The organism is Selenihalanaerobacter shriftii (genome assembly GCF_900167185.1).
Classification (GTDB): Bacteria; Bacillota; Halanaerobiia; order Halobacteroidales; family Acetohalobiaceae; genus Selenihalanaerobacter; species Selenihalanaerobacter shriftii.
This window is the reverse complement of the sequence record NZ_FUWM01000018.1, coordinates 57,989-74,968: the sequence shown is the minus strand read 5'-3', so window position 1 is coordinate 74,968 and position 16,980 is coordinate 57,989. Positions and strand designations below refer to the sequence as shown.

General features: G+C 31.0%; 17 protein-coding genes. All 17 read left to right on the top strand.

The window, feature by feature from the left end:
- Positions 1-240: IS30 family transposase (locus B5D41_RS10475; RefSeq protein WP_143555667.1), on the top strand; the 240-nt coding region annotated here is incomplete at its 5' end.
- A 41-nt stretch (positions 241-281) separates the two neighbouring features.
- Positions 282-1,088, top strand: a complete 807-nt coding sequence (locus tag B5D41_RS10470; protein WP_078810605.1) for a sensor histidine kinase — start codon at positions 282-284, stop codon at positions 1,086-1,088.
- Between the two features lie 567 nt (positions 1,089-1,655).
- On the top strand, positions 1,656-2,036 hold the full coding sequence (locus B5D41_RS10465) for a VOC family protein (protein ID WP_078810604.1): 381 nt from the start codon (positions 1,656-1,658) through the stop codon (positions 2,034-2,036).
- A gap of 239 nt (positions 2,037-2,275) precedes the next feature.
- Positions 2,276-3,778, top strand: a complete 1,503-nt coding sequence (locus tag B5D41_RS10460) for a DUF438 domain-containing protein (RefSeq protein WP_078810603.1) — start codon at positions 2,276-2,278, stop codon at positions 3,776-3,778.
- 166 nt (positions 3,779-3,944) lie between these two features.
- Positions 3,945-6,098, top strand: a complete 2,154-nt coding sequence (locus tag B5D41_RS10455; RefSeq protein WP_078810602.1) for a molybdopterin-containing oxidoreductase family protein — start codon at positions 3,945-3,947, stop codon at positions 6,096-6,098.
- Positions 6,099-6,353: 255 nt separating this feature from the next.
- Positions 6,354-6,677, top strand: a complete 324-nt coding sequence (gene arsD, locus B5D41_RS10450) for an arsenite efflux transporter metallochaperone ArsD (protein ID WP_078810601.1) — start codon at positions 6,354-6,356, stop codon at positions 6,675-6,677.
- A complete protein-coding gene (locus B5D41_RS10445) occupies positions 6,677-7,561 on the top strand; it encodes an ArsA family ATPase (RefSeq protein WP_078810600.1) in 885 nt (294 codons plus the stop codon). The genes arsD and B5D41_RS10445 overlap by 1 nt, the downstream gene beginning before the upstream one ends.
- Complete coding sequence (locus B5D41_RS10440) at positions 7,562-8,488, top strand: ArsA family ATPase (RefSeq protein ID WP_078810599.1); 927 nt, start codon at positions 7,562-7,564, stop codon at positions 8,486-8,488.
- A 2-nt stretch (positions 8,489-8,490) separates the two neighbouring features.
- A complete protein-coding gene (gene arsB, locus B5D41_RS10435; protein ID WP_078810598.1) occupies positions 8,491-9,567 on the top strand; it encodes an ACR3 family arsenite efflux transporter in 1,077 nt (358 codons plus the stop codon).
- A gap of 160 nt (positions 9,568-9,727) precedes the next feature.
- Complete coding sequence (locus tag B5D41_RS10430) at positions 9,728-10,060, top strand: ArsR/SmtB family transcription factor (protein ID WP_078810597.1); 333 nt, start codon at positions 9,728-9,730, stop codon at positions 10,058-10,060.
- An 18-nt stretch (positions 10,061-10,078) separates the two neighbouring features.
- Positions 10,079-10,243 (top strand): hypothetical protein, encoded by a 165-nt coding sequence (locus B5D41_RS14135; RefSeq protein ID WP_159442941.1) that lies wholly within the window; start codon positions 10,079-10,081, stop codon positions 10,241-10,243.
- Positions 10,244-10,286: 43 nt separating this feature from the next.
- Entirely contained in the window at positions 10,287-10,742 is a 456-nt protein-coding gene (locus B5D41_RS10425; RefSeq protein ID WP_078810596.1) for a thioredoxin fold domain-containing protein, read from the top strand.
- Positions 10,743-10,744: 2 nt separating this feature from the next.
- The gene (locus tag B5D41_RS10420; RefSeq protein ID WP_078810595.1) at positions 10,745-11,395 is read left to right on the top strand and encodes a cytochrome c biogenesis CcdA family protein; all 651 of its coding nucleotides are present in this window, start codon (positions 10,745-10,747) and stop codon (positions 11,393-11,395) included.
- Between the two features lie 276 nt (positions 11,396-11,671).
- Positions 11,672-12,484, top strand: coding sequence for an outer membrane lipoprotein-sorting protein (locus B5D41_RS10415; RefSeq protein ID WP_078810594.1), 813 nt, complete (start codon positions 11,672-11,674; stop codon positions 12,482-12,484).
- Between the two features lie 29 nt (positions 12,485-12,513).
- Entirely contained in the window at positions 12,514-13,809 is a 1,296-nt protein-coding gene (locus tag B5D41_RS10410) for a hypothetical protein (RefSeq protein WP_078810593.1), read from the top strand.
- Positions 13,810-13,844: 35 nt separating this feature from the next.
- Positions 13,845-16,466, top strand: a complete 2,622-nt coding sequence (locus B5D41_RS10405) for an efflux RND transporter permease subunit (protein WP_078810592.1) — start codon at positions 13,845-13,847, stop codon at positions 16,464-16,466.
- Between the two features lie 159 nt (positions 16,467-16,625).
- Positions 16,626-16,946, top strand: coding sequence for an ArsR/SmtB family transcription factor (locus B5D41_RS10400; RefSeq protein ID WP_078810591.1), 321 nt, complete (start codon positions 16,626-16,628; stop codon positions 16,944-16,946).
- Positions 16,947-16,980: the final 34 nt, after the last annotated feature.

Here is a 16,980-nt window from a genome sequence, read left to right as displayed (position 1 = left end):
CTAGTTGATACAAAAGTATATTTTACACATCCATATTCATCATGGGAAAGAGGTACCAATGAACGTCATAATGGTCTCATAAGACGTTTTATACCTAAAGGTAGAAGTATAAGTGAATTCTCCATTGAAGCCATTGGTAGAATTCAAAATTGGTGTAACACTTTGCCAAGAAAAATATTAGGATACCTAACCCCTGATGAATCTTTTGAGGATCAACTAAGAGAAATTCTATATGACTAAAATACCAAATTATTACAGTTTGAGATTAGTTCAATTTAATATTGCAATTTAGGGAAGAAATTGAATATGAAAAAATACAAAACGAATTTTTTGCTAATCTATCTCATGAATTCAAAACTCCACTTAATTTAATTTTTTCTGGATTACAGTTGTTAGATAACAAAATTAAAAATAATAACGACATAGATGAATATAAAACATACACAAATACTATAAAGCAAAATAGCTACCGACTTCTAAAATTAGTTAATAATCTTATTGATATTAATAAAATAAATTTTAAAGCTTTTAATTTGAATCTACAGAATTATGATATAGTAAATTTAATTAGAGACATAACAGATTCAATTAAAAGCTATGCGGAAGATAATAATAGAGAACTACAATTTAATTCAGATATTGAAGAAAGAATAATTGCTTGTGATCCGTTTAATATTGAAAGGATTATGTTAAATTTACTTTCTAATGCTATTAAATTTACCAATAAAGATGATGAAATAATAGTTCATATATATGAAAAAAAAGAAAAGATTATTATTTCTGTAGAAGACACAGGAATTGGTATCCCAGAAGAAAAACAAGAAATAATATTTAAGCGATTTGGGCAAGTAGATACATCTTTTACTAGAAATAGTGAAGGTAGTGGTATTGGTTTATCACTTGTTAAAAAGCTTGTTGAAATGCATGAGGGTGAAATTGGTTTTAAAAGTAAGTACGGCAAAGGAAGTGAATTTATTATAAAACTTCCTATAAAGATATTAGAGAAAGATATCAAATTTAAAAATAGAGAGGTAGAATATGACTTTATAAATAAAGTTAATGTAGAATTTCCAGATATATATTCTTAATGTGATAAGTAATGTTGTGAAACAACCTTACTCTCTTTTATTAAGTTAACAGAACTCTACTTCTTACGACAATTATCCTAATACATAGGGAAAATTAAAAGCTTCTCCTAGTGCATTTATGCTGTGAGATAGAGCTGCACCAATTGGAAATATTATTAAGCCTACTAATATATTTATTAACATGAATTCTCCTCTCTAATACATTACTCTTCTCTTTATTGTGTTGTTTAATAAACCTATCTATTCATTATTTTTATAAGGTTAAAATTAATTAAAAAAGCAGTTAAGATGATTGGGAAAACAAATATACTCCTCAAGAAGGATGGCGCATGGATAAAGAGAAATGTTATCATGAGATTTTTGTTAAATTAGGTGGAAAAAGATGTGGAATGTGTATAAAGGCCTGTTCATTTTCTAATTAATAATGAGGAATAGATTATATAGTGTAAGGATTGTGAGATTAATAAATGTCCTCCAGGATGTGAACATAGAAAAGCTATGCTTTAAATTAATATATTAGTAAATTTGAGTCATGATAATATTGAAATATGAAATAGGGGGGTTAAAATGTTTAAAAGAATTGATCATGTTGAAATCATACCGTCAGATATCGAAGTATCAATTACATTTTATACTGAAATATTGGGATTTAAGATTAAACAAAGAGAAGAAGTTGATGCATCTCCAATAAAGGAAGTCGTTTATTTAGAATTAGATGATTCAATGCTTGAGTTATTATCTGTAGAAGAACCAAAATCTAGTTCAAAAACAGAATGGCAAGTAGGTTATAGGATGTTAGCCTTAGAAGTAAAAGATATGGAAGACACAATAAAGTATCTAGAAGATAAAGGAATAGAGATTAGTTGGGGCCCAGTAGATTTAGGTTCTTCTAAAAGAGCTGAAATAAGAGATCCAGATGGATTACCAATTGAATTACGACAATGGTAAGGTATCCTTCTTTGATCCATGAAACTATAAGTATACTCTGAAATAGAGTATGCTTTTTTTATTTATTATATTCTAAAATGGATGAGTTGTAGGAGACTTAGGGTTTCAGAAAAGATAGCTAAGAGAATGATTTTATTACTATTAGTGGATAAGCAGATTAATTAAACTACATAATATTTAGAAAGAAGAGAAAATTACTTAAAATATTTTATAAAATTAGAAGAAAGGATGATAGAGGTATGAAAGATGAAATAGATTATATTACCATTGATGGCCGTGGAGAGCATGAATCCTTTAGAGATTGTATTACTCAAACAATTCAAAATTTGAAACCAAATGAGGGGATACATGTTATCAAGGATTTTGAACCTTTTCCTATGTACAAAATGATGGAAGAAAAAGGTTTTGATAAATATGTAGAAAAAGTAAGTGATGAAGAATTCCATGTTTATTTTTTTCCTAAGAATGATCTTAAAAGGATTAAAATGGGGGGATATCTAGACCTTGATGATAAGAGAATTGAGAAAATTATGACCATCACTTTGGATTATCTTGAGGGTAAGACTAATTTAAAAGGAGCAAAAAAGAAGATGCAGGAGTCATTTGATAAAGTAACTGCACAAGAATTTGCTCTCTTTGAACAATATTTGGAGAAGTATGGAATATCAGATGATGAGATAGAAGAAAGTCTTGATGAAATTCTAGAAATATTTGATGGGATTTTACTAAGTAATAAGCTGGATTTACCATTAGGTCATCCTATGCGAACATATTTAGAAGAAATAAAAGCTATCAGAAAGGTACTTAATCAAATGAGGACTATGCTAAAGAAGAATTTCATTAAGAATAAATGGATTAAACTTTATGATAAATTAGCTGAAATTAATATTCATTTTGCAAGAAAACAAAATCAATTGTTTCCAGCTTTAGAGAAAAAGGGATTTGATAAGCCTTCAAAGGTGATGTGGACACTAGATAATAATATTAAAGAGATAATTAAAAATGCTCAAGAGTATCTTGAGGCTGATCAAGATAATAAATTTTTAGAACTTCAAGAAGAAGTTATAGAAATGGTAGAGGATATGATGGTAAAAGAAGAAGAAATCCTCTTGCCAACTTCTATGGACCTTCTTACTGATAAAGATTTTATTGAGATGAGAAAAGGGGACGACGAAATTGGTTACTGTCTGATCTCGTCACCACCTTCATATGAAAATAAGGATAAAGATAATATAAAAGCATCTCCAAACAATGAATTTTTGGAGGATTTAACTAATCTTTTGCAAAAGCATGATATGCTTAACCCATTCTCAAATAATGAAGTGTTAGATGTAAGCCAAGGGAATTTAACTCTTGAACAGATTAATCTTATTTTTAAACATCTACAAGTAGACTTATCATTTATTGATGAGAATGAAATTGTAAAATTTTATAGTGATACGAAACATAGAGTCTTCCCAAGAAGTCCAGGGGTAATTGGAAGACAGGTTCAAAATTGCCACCCTAAGGAAAGTGTAGATATGGTTGAAGAAATCATTAAAGCTTTTAGAACAGGAGAGCAAGATGAGGCAGAATTTTGGTTAGAGATGGATGGGAAATTTATTTATATTATTTACACTGTAGTAAGGGATGAAGCTGGGAATTTTAGAGGTGTACTGGAAATGATGCAGGATGTAACTCATATTAGAAGTTTAGAAGGTAATCAGAGACTATTGTCCTGGGACAAGCCAAAGATGATGTAAATGAGGATAATAATAATTGAGAGATACAAAAATAGATATGAAATTGGAGGTTAGATTGACGCAGTAAATTTAAAATGTTATAATTTTAAATAACATATAAAACTTTTTTTATATGAATGAAAGTTAACAATTAAGAAATATTTAAACACAAAAGGAGATATAAGATATGATAGATAAGAATAAAGTTTTTTCATCCTGTGTAATGTGTCAAGGTGGAAAATGTGGTATAGAGGTTACTATAGAAGATGAGAAAGCAACTAAAATTAATGGTAATAAATTACATCCTTTTAATGAAGGTAGATTATGTCCAAAAGGATTAGCTGGATTAGAACAATTATATGATCCTGATCGACTTTTAATTCCTAAACAGAAAGTTGCTAAAGATAAATGGCAGAAAATAACTTGGGATGATGCTTTACAATTAATAACGAAGAATATGCAAGAGATTAAAAGAAAATATGGAGCTGAATCATTTCTGTTTATGTGGGGGCCTACGCCACCTTATAAAGAGTTATTTCAAGGTCTAGCTAAGTCTTATGGGACTCCTAATCAATTTGCCCATACTAGTATTTGTGATGCTAATCGACGTTTAGCTAAAAAATTAACTTATAATGATTATCGTCCTTTACCAGACTTTAAAAATTCAGATTATATTCTTTTATTTGGTGCTAATCCTTTGGAAGCTCATAAATGGTTCTATTTTTATAAAGATGTTAAAGGTGCTTTAAAAAGAGGTGCTAAGCTAGTGGTAATTGATCCGCGGCAGACCAAAAGTGCTAAAAATGCTGATCTATGGTTATCAATCAAACCAGGAACTGATGGAGCACTAGCATTAAGTCTAGCCCATATAATTATTAAAGAAGAGTTATATAATAAAGAGTTTATAAATAAGTATAGCAGAGGTTTTGCAAGCTTTAAAGCTGAAGTAATGCAGGAGAAATATAATCCGGAAAATGTGTCGCAGATTACTGGTATCAATACAAAGATAATTTATACTATTGCTCGTCAATTTGCTAAAAGCAAGCAGCAGTTAGCTGATTCATGGACAGGGTTAGATAATCAAAAACAAGGAATAAATGCTCATCGGGCAGTTGCTTGTTTAAATGCTTTAGTAGGTAGTGTAGATGCACTAGGAGGGATGGTTTTTAGAGAAGAAGGTAGACTAAAGTCTCCTGAATTTACAAATAATATTAAAGCTAAACCATTACATGAAGAAGTAGGGTTTAGTAATTTAACGGCTGGTTATGGTTGTAGAGGTTTAATTCCGGAAGCGATTTTAACTCCTGATCATGTTCCTACTGGGCCGTTGTTAGAAAAAGAGATTACTTCTTTGTATAAAGGACAGGGAATAAAAGGAGCCTTTATTTACTTTACTAATCCGATATTAGCTGATGCTAATAGTGAAAGATGGAGAAAAGCTTTAGGTAATTTAGATTTTGCGGTGGGTTACGATATTTATCAGACTGATACTTTAGAAGCATTTCCAGTAGGGAGTATTATCTTACCGGATACTACTTATTTAGAAAGGAGTGAAGTAGTCAAACAGTATTCTAATGGTGCACTTTTGACTATGTACCAAAAGGTTGTTGAGCCAAAAGGTGAAGCTAAATCAGGATACTGGACTTTTGTTAAATTAGGTAAATTATTAGGATTTGATTCGTTCCAAAATTTTGATGAAGGTGATATAGAATCGTACTTAAAGATGAGGTTAGATATAGAGCAGGTCGATGGTAGTCAAGTTCAGCTAGAAGAGCTTAAAAGAAAAGGGATTTGGTTAGCTAATAACTTTGATGAACCTAAATATTATCGTTATGACCAGCTTTTAAATGGTAAATTTAATTTTGCTTTAGATCTAGATATGGAATCTGATTTAGTTAAAGAATTTTTACGGGTCGGTGGTAATCAAACTCCTATTTATAAGTTGCAAGAAAGTAATAATAAATTAAAGTTAATCACTACTGGTAAATTACGATGTCATACACATAGTACTACTCAAAACTTACCAGCTTTGATGGCTCGAAAAGGCAAGAACTCTTTGTTGATCAATCCAGAAGATGCAAAAAAACGAGAGATTCGAGATGGAGAAAAGGTAATAGTTAATTCTGAAATTGATACAGTAAGATTAACTGCTAAAGTAACTAATGAAATTAGAGAAGGGGTAGTACAATCTTCTCATGGTTTTGGTCATACTTCTGAAAAGTTAAGAATAGCTAAAGGTCAAGGTGCAAATATTAATCGTTTGGTTGACAATTTAAAACTTGATCCAATTAGTGGGGTATCATATTTGAATGAAATGGAAGTAGTAATTAAGCCAATTTAAATTAAAACTTAGCTTTAAATCTACTTGATTAAGAATAATTTATATGTTATATTTATAATAGTTATATAAAAGTTTATTTATATGAAGGAATGAAGTTTAAAATGAAAGAAGAATTATATTCAGGCTGAACCTAGTCAGAAATGTAGAGAAGATAGGTAAGAATAATATTTTAAATAACATATCAAAGTTGTTTTATATATAGTTTATTTTACATTTATGTATAAATGTAATTTTCTATAAGGAGGAATTACTAAAATGAGTAAAATTGAAGTTAAAGTATATGAACCACCGATGTGTTGTTCCACAGGAGTATGCGGTCCTGATGTGGATGATGAATTAATTCAGTTTAATGATGCTTTAAAACAGTTAGAACAAGAGGGAGTTGAAGTAGAAAGAAATTCAATGAATCACAATCCCTTTGCCTTTCAACAGAATCAAACAATCTTGGATTCAGTAAATAATAAAGGAACTGATGATTTGCCGATTACTACCGTCAATGATAAAGTTATTGAAATGGGAGAATATCCAGCTTTAGAAAAATTAAAAGCAGAAATTAATCAATTAAAGGAGGAAGAATAATGAATTTAGAGGATACAAAGTATATCTTCTTTTCCGGTAAAGGAGGAGTAGGTAAGACATCTATGGCTTCGACTACTGCTGTCTATTATGCTGACCAGGGATTAGATACTATTTTAGTGACAACTGATCCGGCGGCTAATTTATCAGATGTTTTTGAGCAGGAGATCGGCCATCAAGTAACAGAGATTGAAGGAATTGATAATTTATCAGCGATGGAGATCGATTCTAAAGAGGCAACAGAAGAATATAAGGAAAAGACCTTAGCTCCGATGCGCGATATATTTAACGAAGAGATGTTAGAAGTAGTTGAAGAACAGTTGAATTCGCCTTGTACTGAAGAGATGGCCTCTTTTGATAGGTTTATTGATTTTATGGATGATGATCAATATGATGTGGTTATCTTTGATACAGCACCGACTGGACATACAATTAGACTATTGGAATTACCGGTTGACTGGAGTAAGCATATTGAAGAAAGCGCTGAAGGTAGCGGTCAAACCTGTATGGGACCGGTGCAGACTATTCAAGATTCTAAGGAAAAGTATGACCGTGCTATTGCACTATTAAAAAATGAGGAAAGGACTGAATTCATCTTTGTAATGCAGCCGGAAGGCAGTTCTATTCGCGAAACTTTGCGTTCTAGTAAGGAATTATCAGAAATTGGAATCGCTACTAGTTCAATAATCGTTAATGGAATCTTACCTGAAGAAGAGTGTAAGAATCCTTTCTTTAAGAAGCGGGGCGAGATGCAGCAGGAATATTTAGCAGAGATAGATGAAAAGTTTGATTTGCCAGCTAAAAAGATGGAATTATTAGATCAGGAAATCAAGGGGATAGAGATCTTAAAAAAAGTCGCTAATATGCTTTATAAGGAGGCAGCTTAAATGAAGGAAGCAGCTAAAGTACTATTACCACAAGAAAAGGAACCACGTTTGATCTTCTTTGCTGGGAAAGGAGGTGTGGGTAAGACTTCTTTATCTTCAGTAACTGCTGTTTATTTAGCACGAGAAGATTATAAAACTTTGCTCTTAACGACTGATCCTGCTTCACATTTAGAGGATGTTTTTGAGCAGGAAGTAAAAGGTGAAGTTACTAAAGTAGATGGTGTTGATAATTTAGATATAGTTAAGATCGATCCAAAAGAAGTAGCTGAAGAATATAAAGAGAATGTCCTAGCTGATGCACAAGAGAAGAATTATTCAGAAGAGATGTTAATGGGACTTAAAGAAGAGCTTGATTCTCCCTGCACAGAGGAGATGGCTTCTTTTAACAAATTTATTGATTATACAGAAGCTGATGAGTATGAAGTAATTGTCTTTGATACTGCACCGACCGGTCATACCTTACGCTTATTAGAGTTACCGATGAATTGGGAGCAGCAGTTAGAGTTTAAGACGTCGATTAATACAAATACTCAAGCTGATTTAGAATCACAGAAAAGATTTAAACGAGTTATTGATAAATTACAGGATAAAGAACAGACTACTTTTGCTTTTGTGGTTTATCCAGAAACTACTCCGATTTTAGAAGCACATCGGGCAGTAGAAGAGTTAGAGACGGTTGATGTAGAGACCCAATTAGTTATTGCTAATCAGATTTTGCCAAAAGAGTACTGTACTACGCCTTACTTTAAGAAAAGAAGTAAGATGCAGGATGAACAGCTAGAAGTTATGGAAGAAAAATTTTCTGCTCCAATTATTAAGATGCCGCTTTTAGCTGAGGAGATTCAGGGATTAGAAACGTTGCTTGAAGCGGGAAAAGAGTTATATACTGCTAAGAAAACTAAATTATTAAATATTGAGGAGGAATGATGATGAGTCAAGAAGAAAAAGAAGTTAAAGAAGAAACAGAAGGCTTAGGATTTTTTGAGAGGTACTTAACGTTATGGGTTGCCCTCTGTATCGCTATAGGAATTGCAGTTGGGAGATTACTTCCTGCGGTACCGGATACTTTAAGCAAATTTGAGTATGCTCAGGTATCAATTCCAGTAGCAATCTTAATTTGGTTTATGATCTATCCGATGATGGTTCAGATTGATTTTGGTAGTATTTTAGAAGCAGGAAAGCGGCCAAAAGGATTAGGTTTAACTTTAACAGTTAACTGGCTGATTAAACCCTTTACGATGGCCTTCTTTGCTTGGTTATTTTTAAAGAATATCTTCGGAGCTTTTATTACACCAGAATTAGCAGATCAATATATAGCTGGAGCGATATTGTTAGGAACTGCGCCATGTACAGCGATGGTCTTTGTCTGGAGTTATTTAACAGATGGCGATGCTAACTATACTTTAGTTCAAGTAGCAGTTAATGACTTAGTTTTAGTCTTTGTTTATGCACCATTGGTTATGTTGTTATTAGGAGTGACTGATTTTTCAGTTCCTTATGATACGGTATTCTTATCTGTAGTACTCTATATTGTAATTCCTTTAGTAGCCGGTTATCTGTCCCGAAAGTATTTGATTAAAAATAAAGGAGTTGATTGGTTTGAAAATGTCTATCTTAAGAGTCTAGATAACTTTACAATTATCGGATTATTATTAACTTTAATTATTCTCTTTTCTTTCCAGGGAGATATTATTCTAAATAATCCGCTTGATATATTATTGATTGCTATTCCGCTTACAATTCAAACCTTCTTTATCTTTGTAATCGGTTATGGTGGAGCTAAGCTGTTGAACCTAGAACATTCAGTAGCAGCTCCTGCAAGTATGATTGGTGCCAGTAACTTCTTTGAACTGGCTGTAGCTACTGCTATTTCAATATTCGGTTTGCAATCGGGAGCGGCTTTAGCAACAGTAGTTGGTGTATTAGTTGAAGTACCGGTTATGTTAGCATTAATAAAGATAGCTAATCGAACTAAGCATTGGTTTCCGCAAAAATCGAAAGCATAAGCTTATTTATTAAGGACCTGCATTAATGTGGGTCCTTTTCTTATACAAAAAATGTAAAATTTGTTATCCTATCTTGACAACTATATTCCAATATAGCAATATAGAATTATAGTAATTGATATCTAATATATACTAAAATAAGAGAAGTAACTAGAGAGGAGTGCTCAAAATTAGTAATAAAAGCATTCATGAGTTTCGTGCTAATATAGCTAAAGCCTTAGCTCATCGAACTAGAATGGAAATTGTTGATCTATTAGCTGAAGAAAAAGAAAGATGTGTATGTGAATTAACAGAAATCTTGGAAGTTAGTCAATCGTCGGTATCAAAACATTTAAGTGTTTTAAAGCAGGCAGGTATTATTGCATCTAGGAGGGAAGGTTTGAATAATTATTATTATTTAGAAGCTCCTTGTATTGTTGAATTTTTCACCTGTCTTGACAATATACTAATAAAAGAACTAGATCAAAGAAAAAAAGAAATAAAAAAACTATAAAGAAAGGAGTGGACTGATATGAGTAAAGTATTTATTTCTTTAGATCAAAATGAATTGGTTCAATTAAAAAGCATTGCTCTCGATAAGGATCCTGAGGAAGCTTTAGAATTTGTTTTAAAACATATTATTTCTAAGGTTGAAAAACAAGAAAAAGGGAAATTGAAACACACTATTATAGATTAAAATATACTTGATTAGAAGTCAATTCTTTTAGAGGAGGGATTCAATGTCAAATAATAAAAAAGTTATCATTTTATTATTAATCGTTAGCTTAATAGGAGGGAGTTATGTAATTAAGAAAGTATTAAAGAATGACCAAAAAGTATCAGGATCTTTAAGAGATAGAATAAAAATAGCTGAAGAACAAAATCAGCCTATAATTATCTATTTTACATATTCGTCAGATTGTTGTGAAAGTACTAGAGAATATTTTGATAAATTCAATAATCTTATTCAACAATTAAAAGAAAAGTTTAATCAAGAAGTAGTATTTGTTAATGTTGATATTGCTGTTGAGGATCAGAGTGAAAAGGAGATAATTAAAGAGTTGTCTATGAGGTATGGAGTTAAAGATGCACCGAGTCTATTATTATTAGATAATAAAAAGAGTAAAGTAGGCTTATTAGAAGGATTATTTGAAAAAGAAGAAGCTATTAAATTAATTCAAAGAGTGGTACAATAATAATGGAAAATATTATACCAGAGAATGCTTCTTATTTACTAATTTTTTTTGGTGGCTTAGGTAGTGGTTTAAGTCCCTGCACTTTACCTACTGTAGCATTAGTAGTTGGTTATGTAGGGGGATTTAGCAAGAAGAATCAATTCTATTCTTTTGGTTTATCGTTAGCCTTTGTTTTAGGCTTATCGCTTACAATGGCAGTTATGGGAGTTGCTGCTGGTGTGGTTGGTAATCTGTTGGCTGACTATAAAATAATAGATTACTCTGTTGCACTTATAACTATTTTAATGGGAACTGTTTTATTAGATTTAGTTCCAATTGAATTACCAGGAATAAAGAATATAGAAAGTAATTATAAAGGTGTTTTAGGAGCATTTTTATTAGGTGTTCCTTTTGCAATAACTGCTTCTCCTTGTACTGCACCAGTTACTGCTACTTTACTTTCATATGCAGCTGTAAAGAGTAATCCATTATATGGAGCTATTCTTATGTTTGTTTATGCTATTGGAAGAAGTATACCATTATTATTAGCAGGTACTTTTACAGGTTTCTTAAAGAAGGTTCAAAGTTTTGAGTCATTGAATTTAGTAATTAAGAAGATTAGCGGTACTATTTTACTCATATTAGGTTTCTATCTATGGTGGAATGCAATTTGATTTAAATAAAAATTGACAAAATTGAAATAATATACTATAATTATATTAACATATTAAGATTTAATAATATATTTATGATTAAGATTGATATTAGCAGTTTATAATAAAAGGTTAGTTTAGTATTTTTTTAATTAATATATTAGGAATTAATTATATAATAATGTTATTAATTTAAAAGGGGGTGTTGTTATAATTTGAACATATGAAAAATGAGGTTGGAATTGATCATGAGAGAAGGAATTTATATAAAATATTTAAAATTAGGAGGGAGAAATGATGTTAAAAAAATTGTGTACAATATTCTTAATTATGCTTTTAGTATTATCTATAGGCGTGGGTTTAAAATCAAATGTTATTCAGGCTAAAGAATTATCAGTTAACGAGATTGTAAGAAAAGCATATAAGGCGGCTAATTATAGTGGTGATGATGAACGTGGGGTCATTAATATGACGATTGTAGATTCACAAGGGCGCAAGCGACATAGAGAATTACTCAAATTAAAGAAAGATATAGAAGATAATGGTGATCAAAAATTCTACGTTTATTTCAAAAGACCTGCTGATGTAAGAAAGATGGTATTTATGGTTTATAAGCATCCTGGTAGTCAGGATGATCGTTGGTTATATTTACCTGCTTTGGATTTAGTACAAAGAATTGCAGCTGGAGATAAGCGAACTAGTTTTGCTGGTTCTCACTTTACATATGAAGATGTTTCTGGGCGGGCTTTACAGTTAGATAAACATATTCTATTGGGAGAGGAAGATGGCAAATATATAATAAAGAATCTACCTAAGGATGCGGAAGATGTCGAGTTCTCTTATTATAAAATGTGGATAGACAAAGAGATATTTCTACCAGTAAAAGCTGAATATTATAATAAGCAAGGTTCACCTTATCGAGTTATCACTGCAGAAAAGATAGAGACTATTCAAGGTTATCCTACTGTCACTGTTAGGAAAGTTAAAAACTTAATAGATGGAGGATATACAGTTATTAGAATGTCTAATATTGAATATAATGTTGGTATTCCTGAAAGAATCTTTAGTGAACGTTATTTGCGTCGTCCACCACGTCGATGGTTAAGATAAATATATTAACTAAGAAAGGAGTCAATAATATGATTCGAAACAAACTTAAATCTATAAGTATATCAATACTTGTTATAGTAACATTTTTACTTATTGGGTCAACAGCTTCATATGCTAAGAACTTACCTTTTCATGGTTTTGTAGAGACTTCAATAGGTGGAAGATATGATACTTCTAGTAATGTTAATAATCTATCTGATGATCTTTTATTATCAGAAGTAAGAGCTCAACTTGAGTATTGGAATGCATTAAGTTCAGAAGCAGAGTTTCAAGTTACAACTGATATAGTGAGTGATTCAATAAGAGATGAAGCAGATATTAAATTACGTGAAGCGTATATTTGGGCTTATCCATCAAGAAATTTTGAAATTAAGGCCGGAAGACAAGTATTAACTTGGGGAACTGGTGATTCATTATTTATTAATGACCTCTTTCCTAAGGACCGAAAATCTTACTTTTTAGGTAGAGATGAGGAATACTTAAAAGCACCATCAGATTCCATTAAATTTTCAATCTTTCCTAAGGGAACGATTGTTGATTTGGTCTGGACTCCAGTCTTTGAATCTGATCGTTATATAGATGGTGAGAGATTAGCTTATTATAATAAAGATGAAGATGAAATAATGCTTAAGGATTTTTCAGGTGTAGTTAATGACCCAGAAAAGGATTGGGAGAATGGTGAGTTGGCATTAAGAGTTAAGAAAAATTATCATGGTAATGAGATAGCATTCTATGGTTATCGAGGTTTTCATAAACAGCCTAATCCTAGTTCTGTTGGTGGAAAAACATTAGAATTTTCCCGTTTAAATGCTTATGGTGGTAGTTGGCGTAATTTATTTTTAGGTGGAATTACTAATATAGAATTAGGTTATTATGATTCTGTTGATGATCCAGATGGTGAGAAGACGAATGTGCCTAATTCTTATTTAAAGGGTTTAGTTGGATATAAAAGAGATTTAGGTAATGATCTTACTATTGGTATGCAGTATTTCTTAGAGAAGATGCAAGATTATGATAGATATGAGAAGAATTATCTTAATGATTCACCTAATAAAGAAGAGTATATTAAAGAAGAGAATAGGGATGTAGTTACTTTACGTATTATAAAATTGTTAAATATGCAAACAGTTAAGTTAGATTTATTTACTTATTATTCTCCTGCGGATGAAGACGGTTATTTTAAACCTAAGGTGAGTTATGATTGGACAGATAATATAAATCTTACTTTAGGCGGGAATATCTTTTATGGAGATCAAGACTATACTCGACTAGGGCAATTTGAAGAGAACTCTAATATTTATTTTAGAATGCGTTATAGCTATTAATTTAGTTATATGCAAACCAGAAAGGAGTAAGAAAAATGAATTTTAAAGAACGCCTTACTAATTTTTCAATAGATCATCCTAAGACGGTCGTTATCTTTTTTGTAATCTTGACTATTCTTTTAGCAACACAGATTCCTAAAGTTAAAGTTGATACTGATCCAGAGAATATGTTAAATGAAGATGAATTTGTAAGACAGTTTCATGATAAAACAAAAGAAGACTTTCAAATGCATGATATGATAGTTTTAGGAGTAATTAATAATAAGAATTCAGATGGTGTCTTTAATCCAAAGACTTTGAGTAAAATTTATAAACTAACTAATAAAATCAAACAGACAAAAGGAGTAATAGCCTCTGATATAATTGCGCCTTCAACTAAAGATAATATTAAGCAAGGTGGATTAGGAAGAATTAATTTTAATTGGTTGATGGATAAACCACCTAAAACTGAAGCACAAGCTAAGTACATAAGAAATGAAGCTATGGATAATCCTATGTTAAAGGGAACTATGATTTCAGAAGATGGGGAGGCATTAGCTCTTTATATTCCAATTAAGAGTAAGGATTTAAGTTATGAGATTTCAATGAAAATTGAAGAATATATCAAAGAGTTATCAGGAAATGAAAGATATTATATGAGTGGTCTTCCTATAGCAGAGGATACATTTGGGGCTCAAATGTTTAAATTAATGCGTAGAGCTGCACCTGTAACTATGTTAATTTTGCTGTTATTATTATGGTTCTTCTTTAAGAAGCTGTCATTAATTATTTCACCAATAATAGTTGCTATAATGACGGTGATTTCAACTATGGGTCTTTTAATTGGATTAGGATTTAAAGTCCATATTCTAATTTCTATGATACCAGTATTCTTGATGTCGATTGCTGTAATTGATTCAGTACATATGTTGAGTGAATTCTATGATAGATACCAACAGATTGGAGATAAGAGAAGAACAATTATTGCAGTAATGGATGAACTCTTTACTCCTATGTTATATACTTCATTAACTACTAGTATTGGTTTTGCTTCTTTAGCTTTGACCCCCCTCCCGCCTGTGCAGGTATTTGGAGTATTTGTAGCAATAGGAACTATGTTAGCATGGATATTAACAGTAATCTTCATACCAGCATATACTATGTTTATTAAAGAAGAATCTTTTGAAAACTTTGGAGCAGAAGATGGTGGGTCTAGTAGTTTACTAGGAAGAATGCTTCACTCGTTAGGTAATTTAATATATAGAAGGTATAAAACGGTATTAGTCATTATTTTAATTATACTTGTTATTTCTGGATATGGTATTACTAAGATTGTAGTTAATGATAATCCAGTAACTTGGTTTGAGAAGAGTCATCCTATTCGTCAAGCTGATAGGGTGTTGAATGATAGATTTGCTGGAACATACATGGCATATATGGTTTGGGACACTCAATATACATTGGATAGTTTACAGAATGCTAAGGATGATTTAATATCTGAAATAGAGGATACAGAAAGTATGTATCCAAAGTTGCAGAAGAAGCAGGTTAATAATATAAGAAACGAGATTAATAGTAAATTCAAAGAATATAAAAGTAAAGAAGTCTTTAATCAGATTAAATTTGTAGATAAGATAAAAGATTATGTGGTTAAATTAAAAGAAGGTAAGACTGGAGATTCAAAATGGGCTTTAGAAGATTTAGAATTTGCAATAGGAGATTTACAGACTGAATATCAAACATTTAAACAGCCTGAAGTGTTGGAGTATTTAAGTCAAGTTCAAAACCAATTAGAGTCAATGAAGAATGTAGGAAAAGCTGGAGGATTACCTGATGTAGTTAAAAAAGTACATAAAGAGTTGCGTCAAGGAAGTGAGGAATACTATAAAATCCCAAATTCTGCTCCAGCTGTGGCTCAAACATTAATGTCTTTTCAAAATAGTCATAACCCTGATGATTTATGGCATTTTGTTGAACCAAATTATTTAAGAGCAAATATTTGGGTACAGTTAAATAGTGGGAATAACCAAGATATGCAGCGGGTAAAAGATCAGATAGAGAGTTGGATTGCTGAACACCCACCACCACGTAATTTAAAATTAAATTGGGCAGGATTGAATTATGTAAATATAGTTTGGCAAAATAAAATGGTTAAAGGTATGCTAAAAGCATTATTAGGTTCTTTTATAGTAGTTTTAATTTTAATGATCTTTCTTTTCCGTTCATTCTGGTGGGGGTTATTGAGCATGCTACCGTTAAGTGTAACGGTAACCTTTGCTTATGGAATGATAGGTTTAATTGGTAAGAATTATGATATGCCGGTAGCAGTTCTATCATCTTTAACCTTAGGCCTTTCAGTAGATTTTGCGATTCATTTTATACAGCGTAGTAGAGAGTTTTATGCAGATTCGGGTTCTTGGGAAGAAACTTTACAAAAAATGTTTGGAGAACCTGCTAGAGCAATTACTAGAAATGCGTTAGTAGTTGCTATTGGATTTTTGCCATTATTGTTATCACCTTTAAAACCCCATAAAACAGTTGGAACATTAATTTCAACTATTTTAGCTATCTCTGCTATATCTACTTTATTTATTCTACCGGCTTTAATAACCATTTTAAGCCATTTATTATTTAAAGATAAAAAGAGTAAAGAAGATAAATTAGATTATTCAGGTTAATTTCAAATCTAATTAATAGAGATAAAGTTGATCAACTTTATCTCTATTAATTCTTAAATAACAGTTGACAGACTTCATAAAATAAATTATAATTATATTAGAATATATTAATGTAATTATTATAATTGAATCTAATCTACTAACAAAGGAGCATAAAAAATGTCAACATTAATTAGTAAACTGACAAGTGAATTATTCAAAGCATTAGCACATCCAACTAGAATTCAAATTTTGAATCTCTTGAGAGATGGAGAATTATGTGTATGTGATATTTATGAAGCTTTAGAACTTAGTCAATCGAATATTTCTCAACATTTGAAAGTATTAAAGGATCAAGATCTTGTTGAGAATCGTAAAGATGGAGTTAAAGTATTATATAAAGTAAAAGATAATGAAATCTGGGAGATTCTAGATTCGGCTAAGAGTTTATTAGTAAAGCAGATTAATAAGACAAAATTAGCTTTAGAAGAGGGTGAATAATTTATTTTTAATTAATATATTAGCAATTTATTAT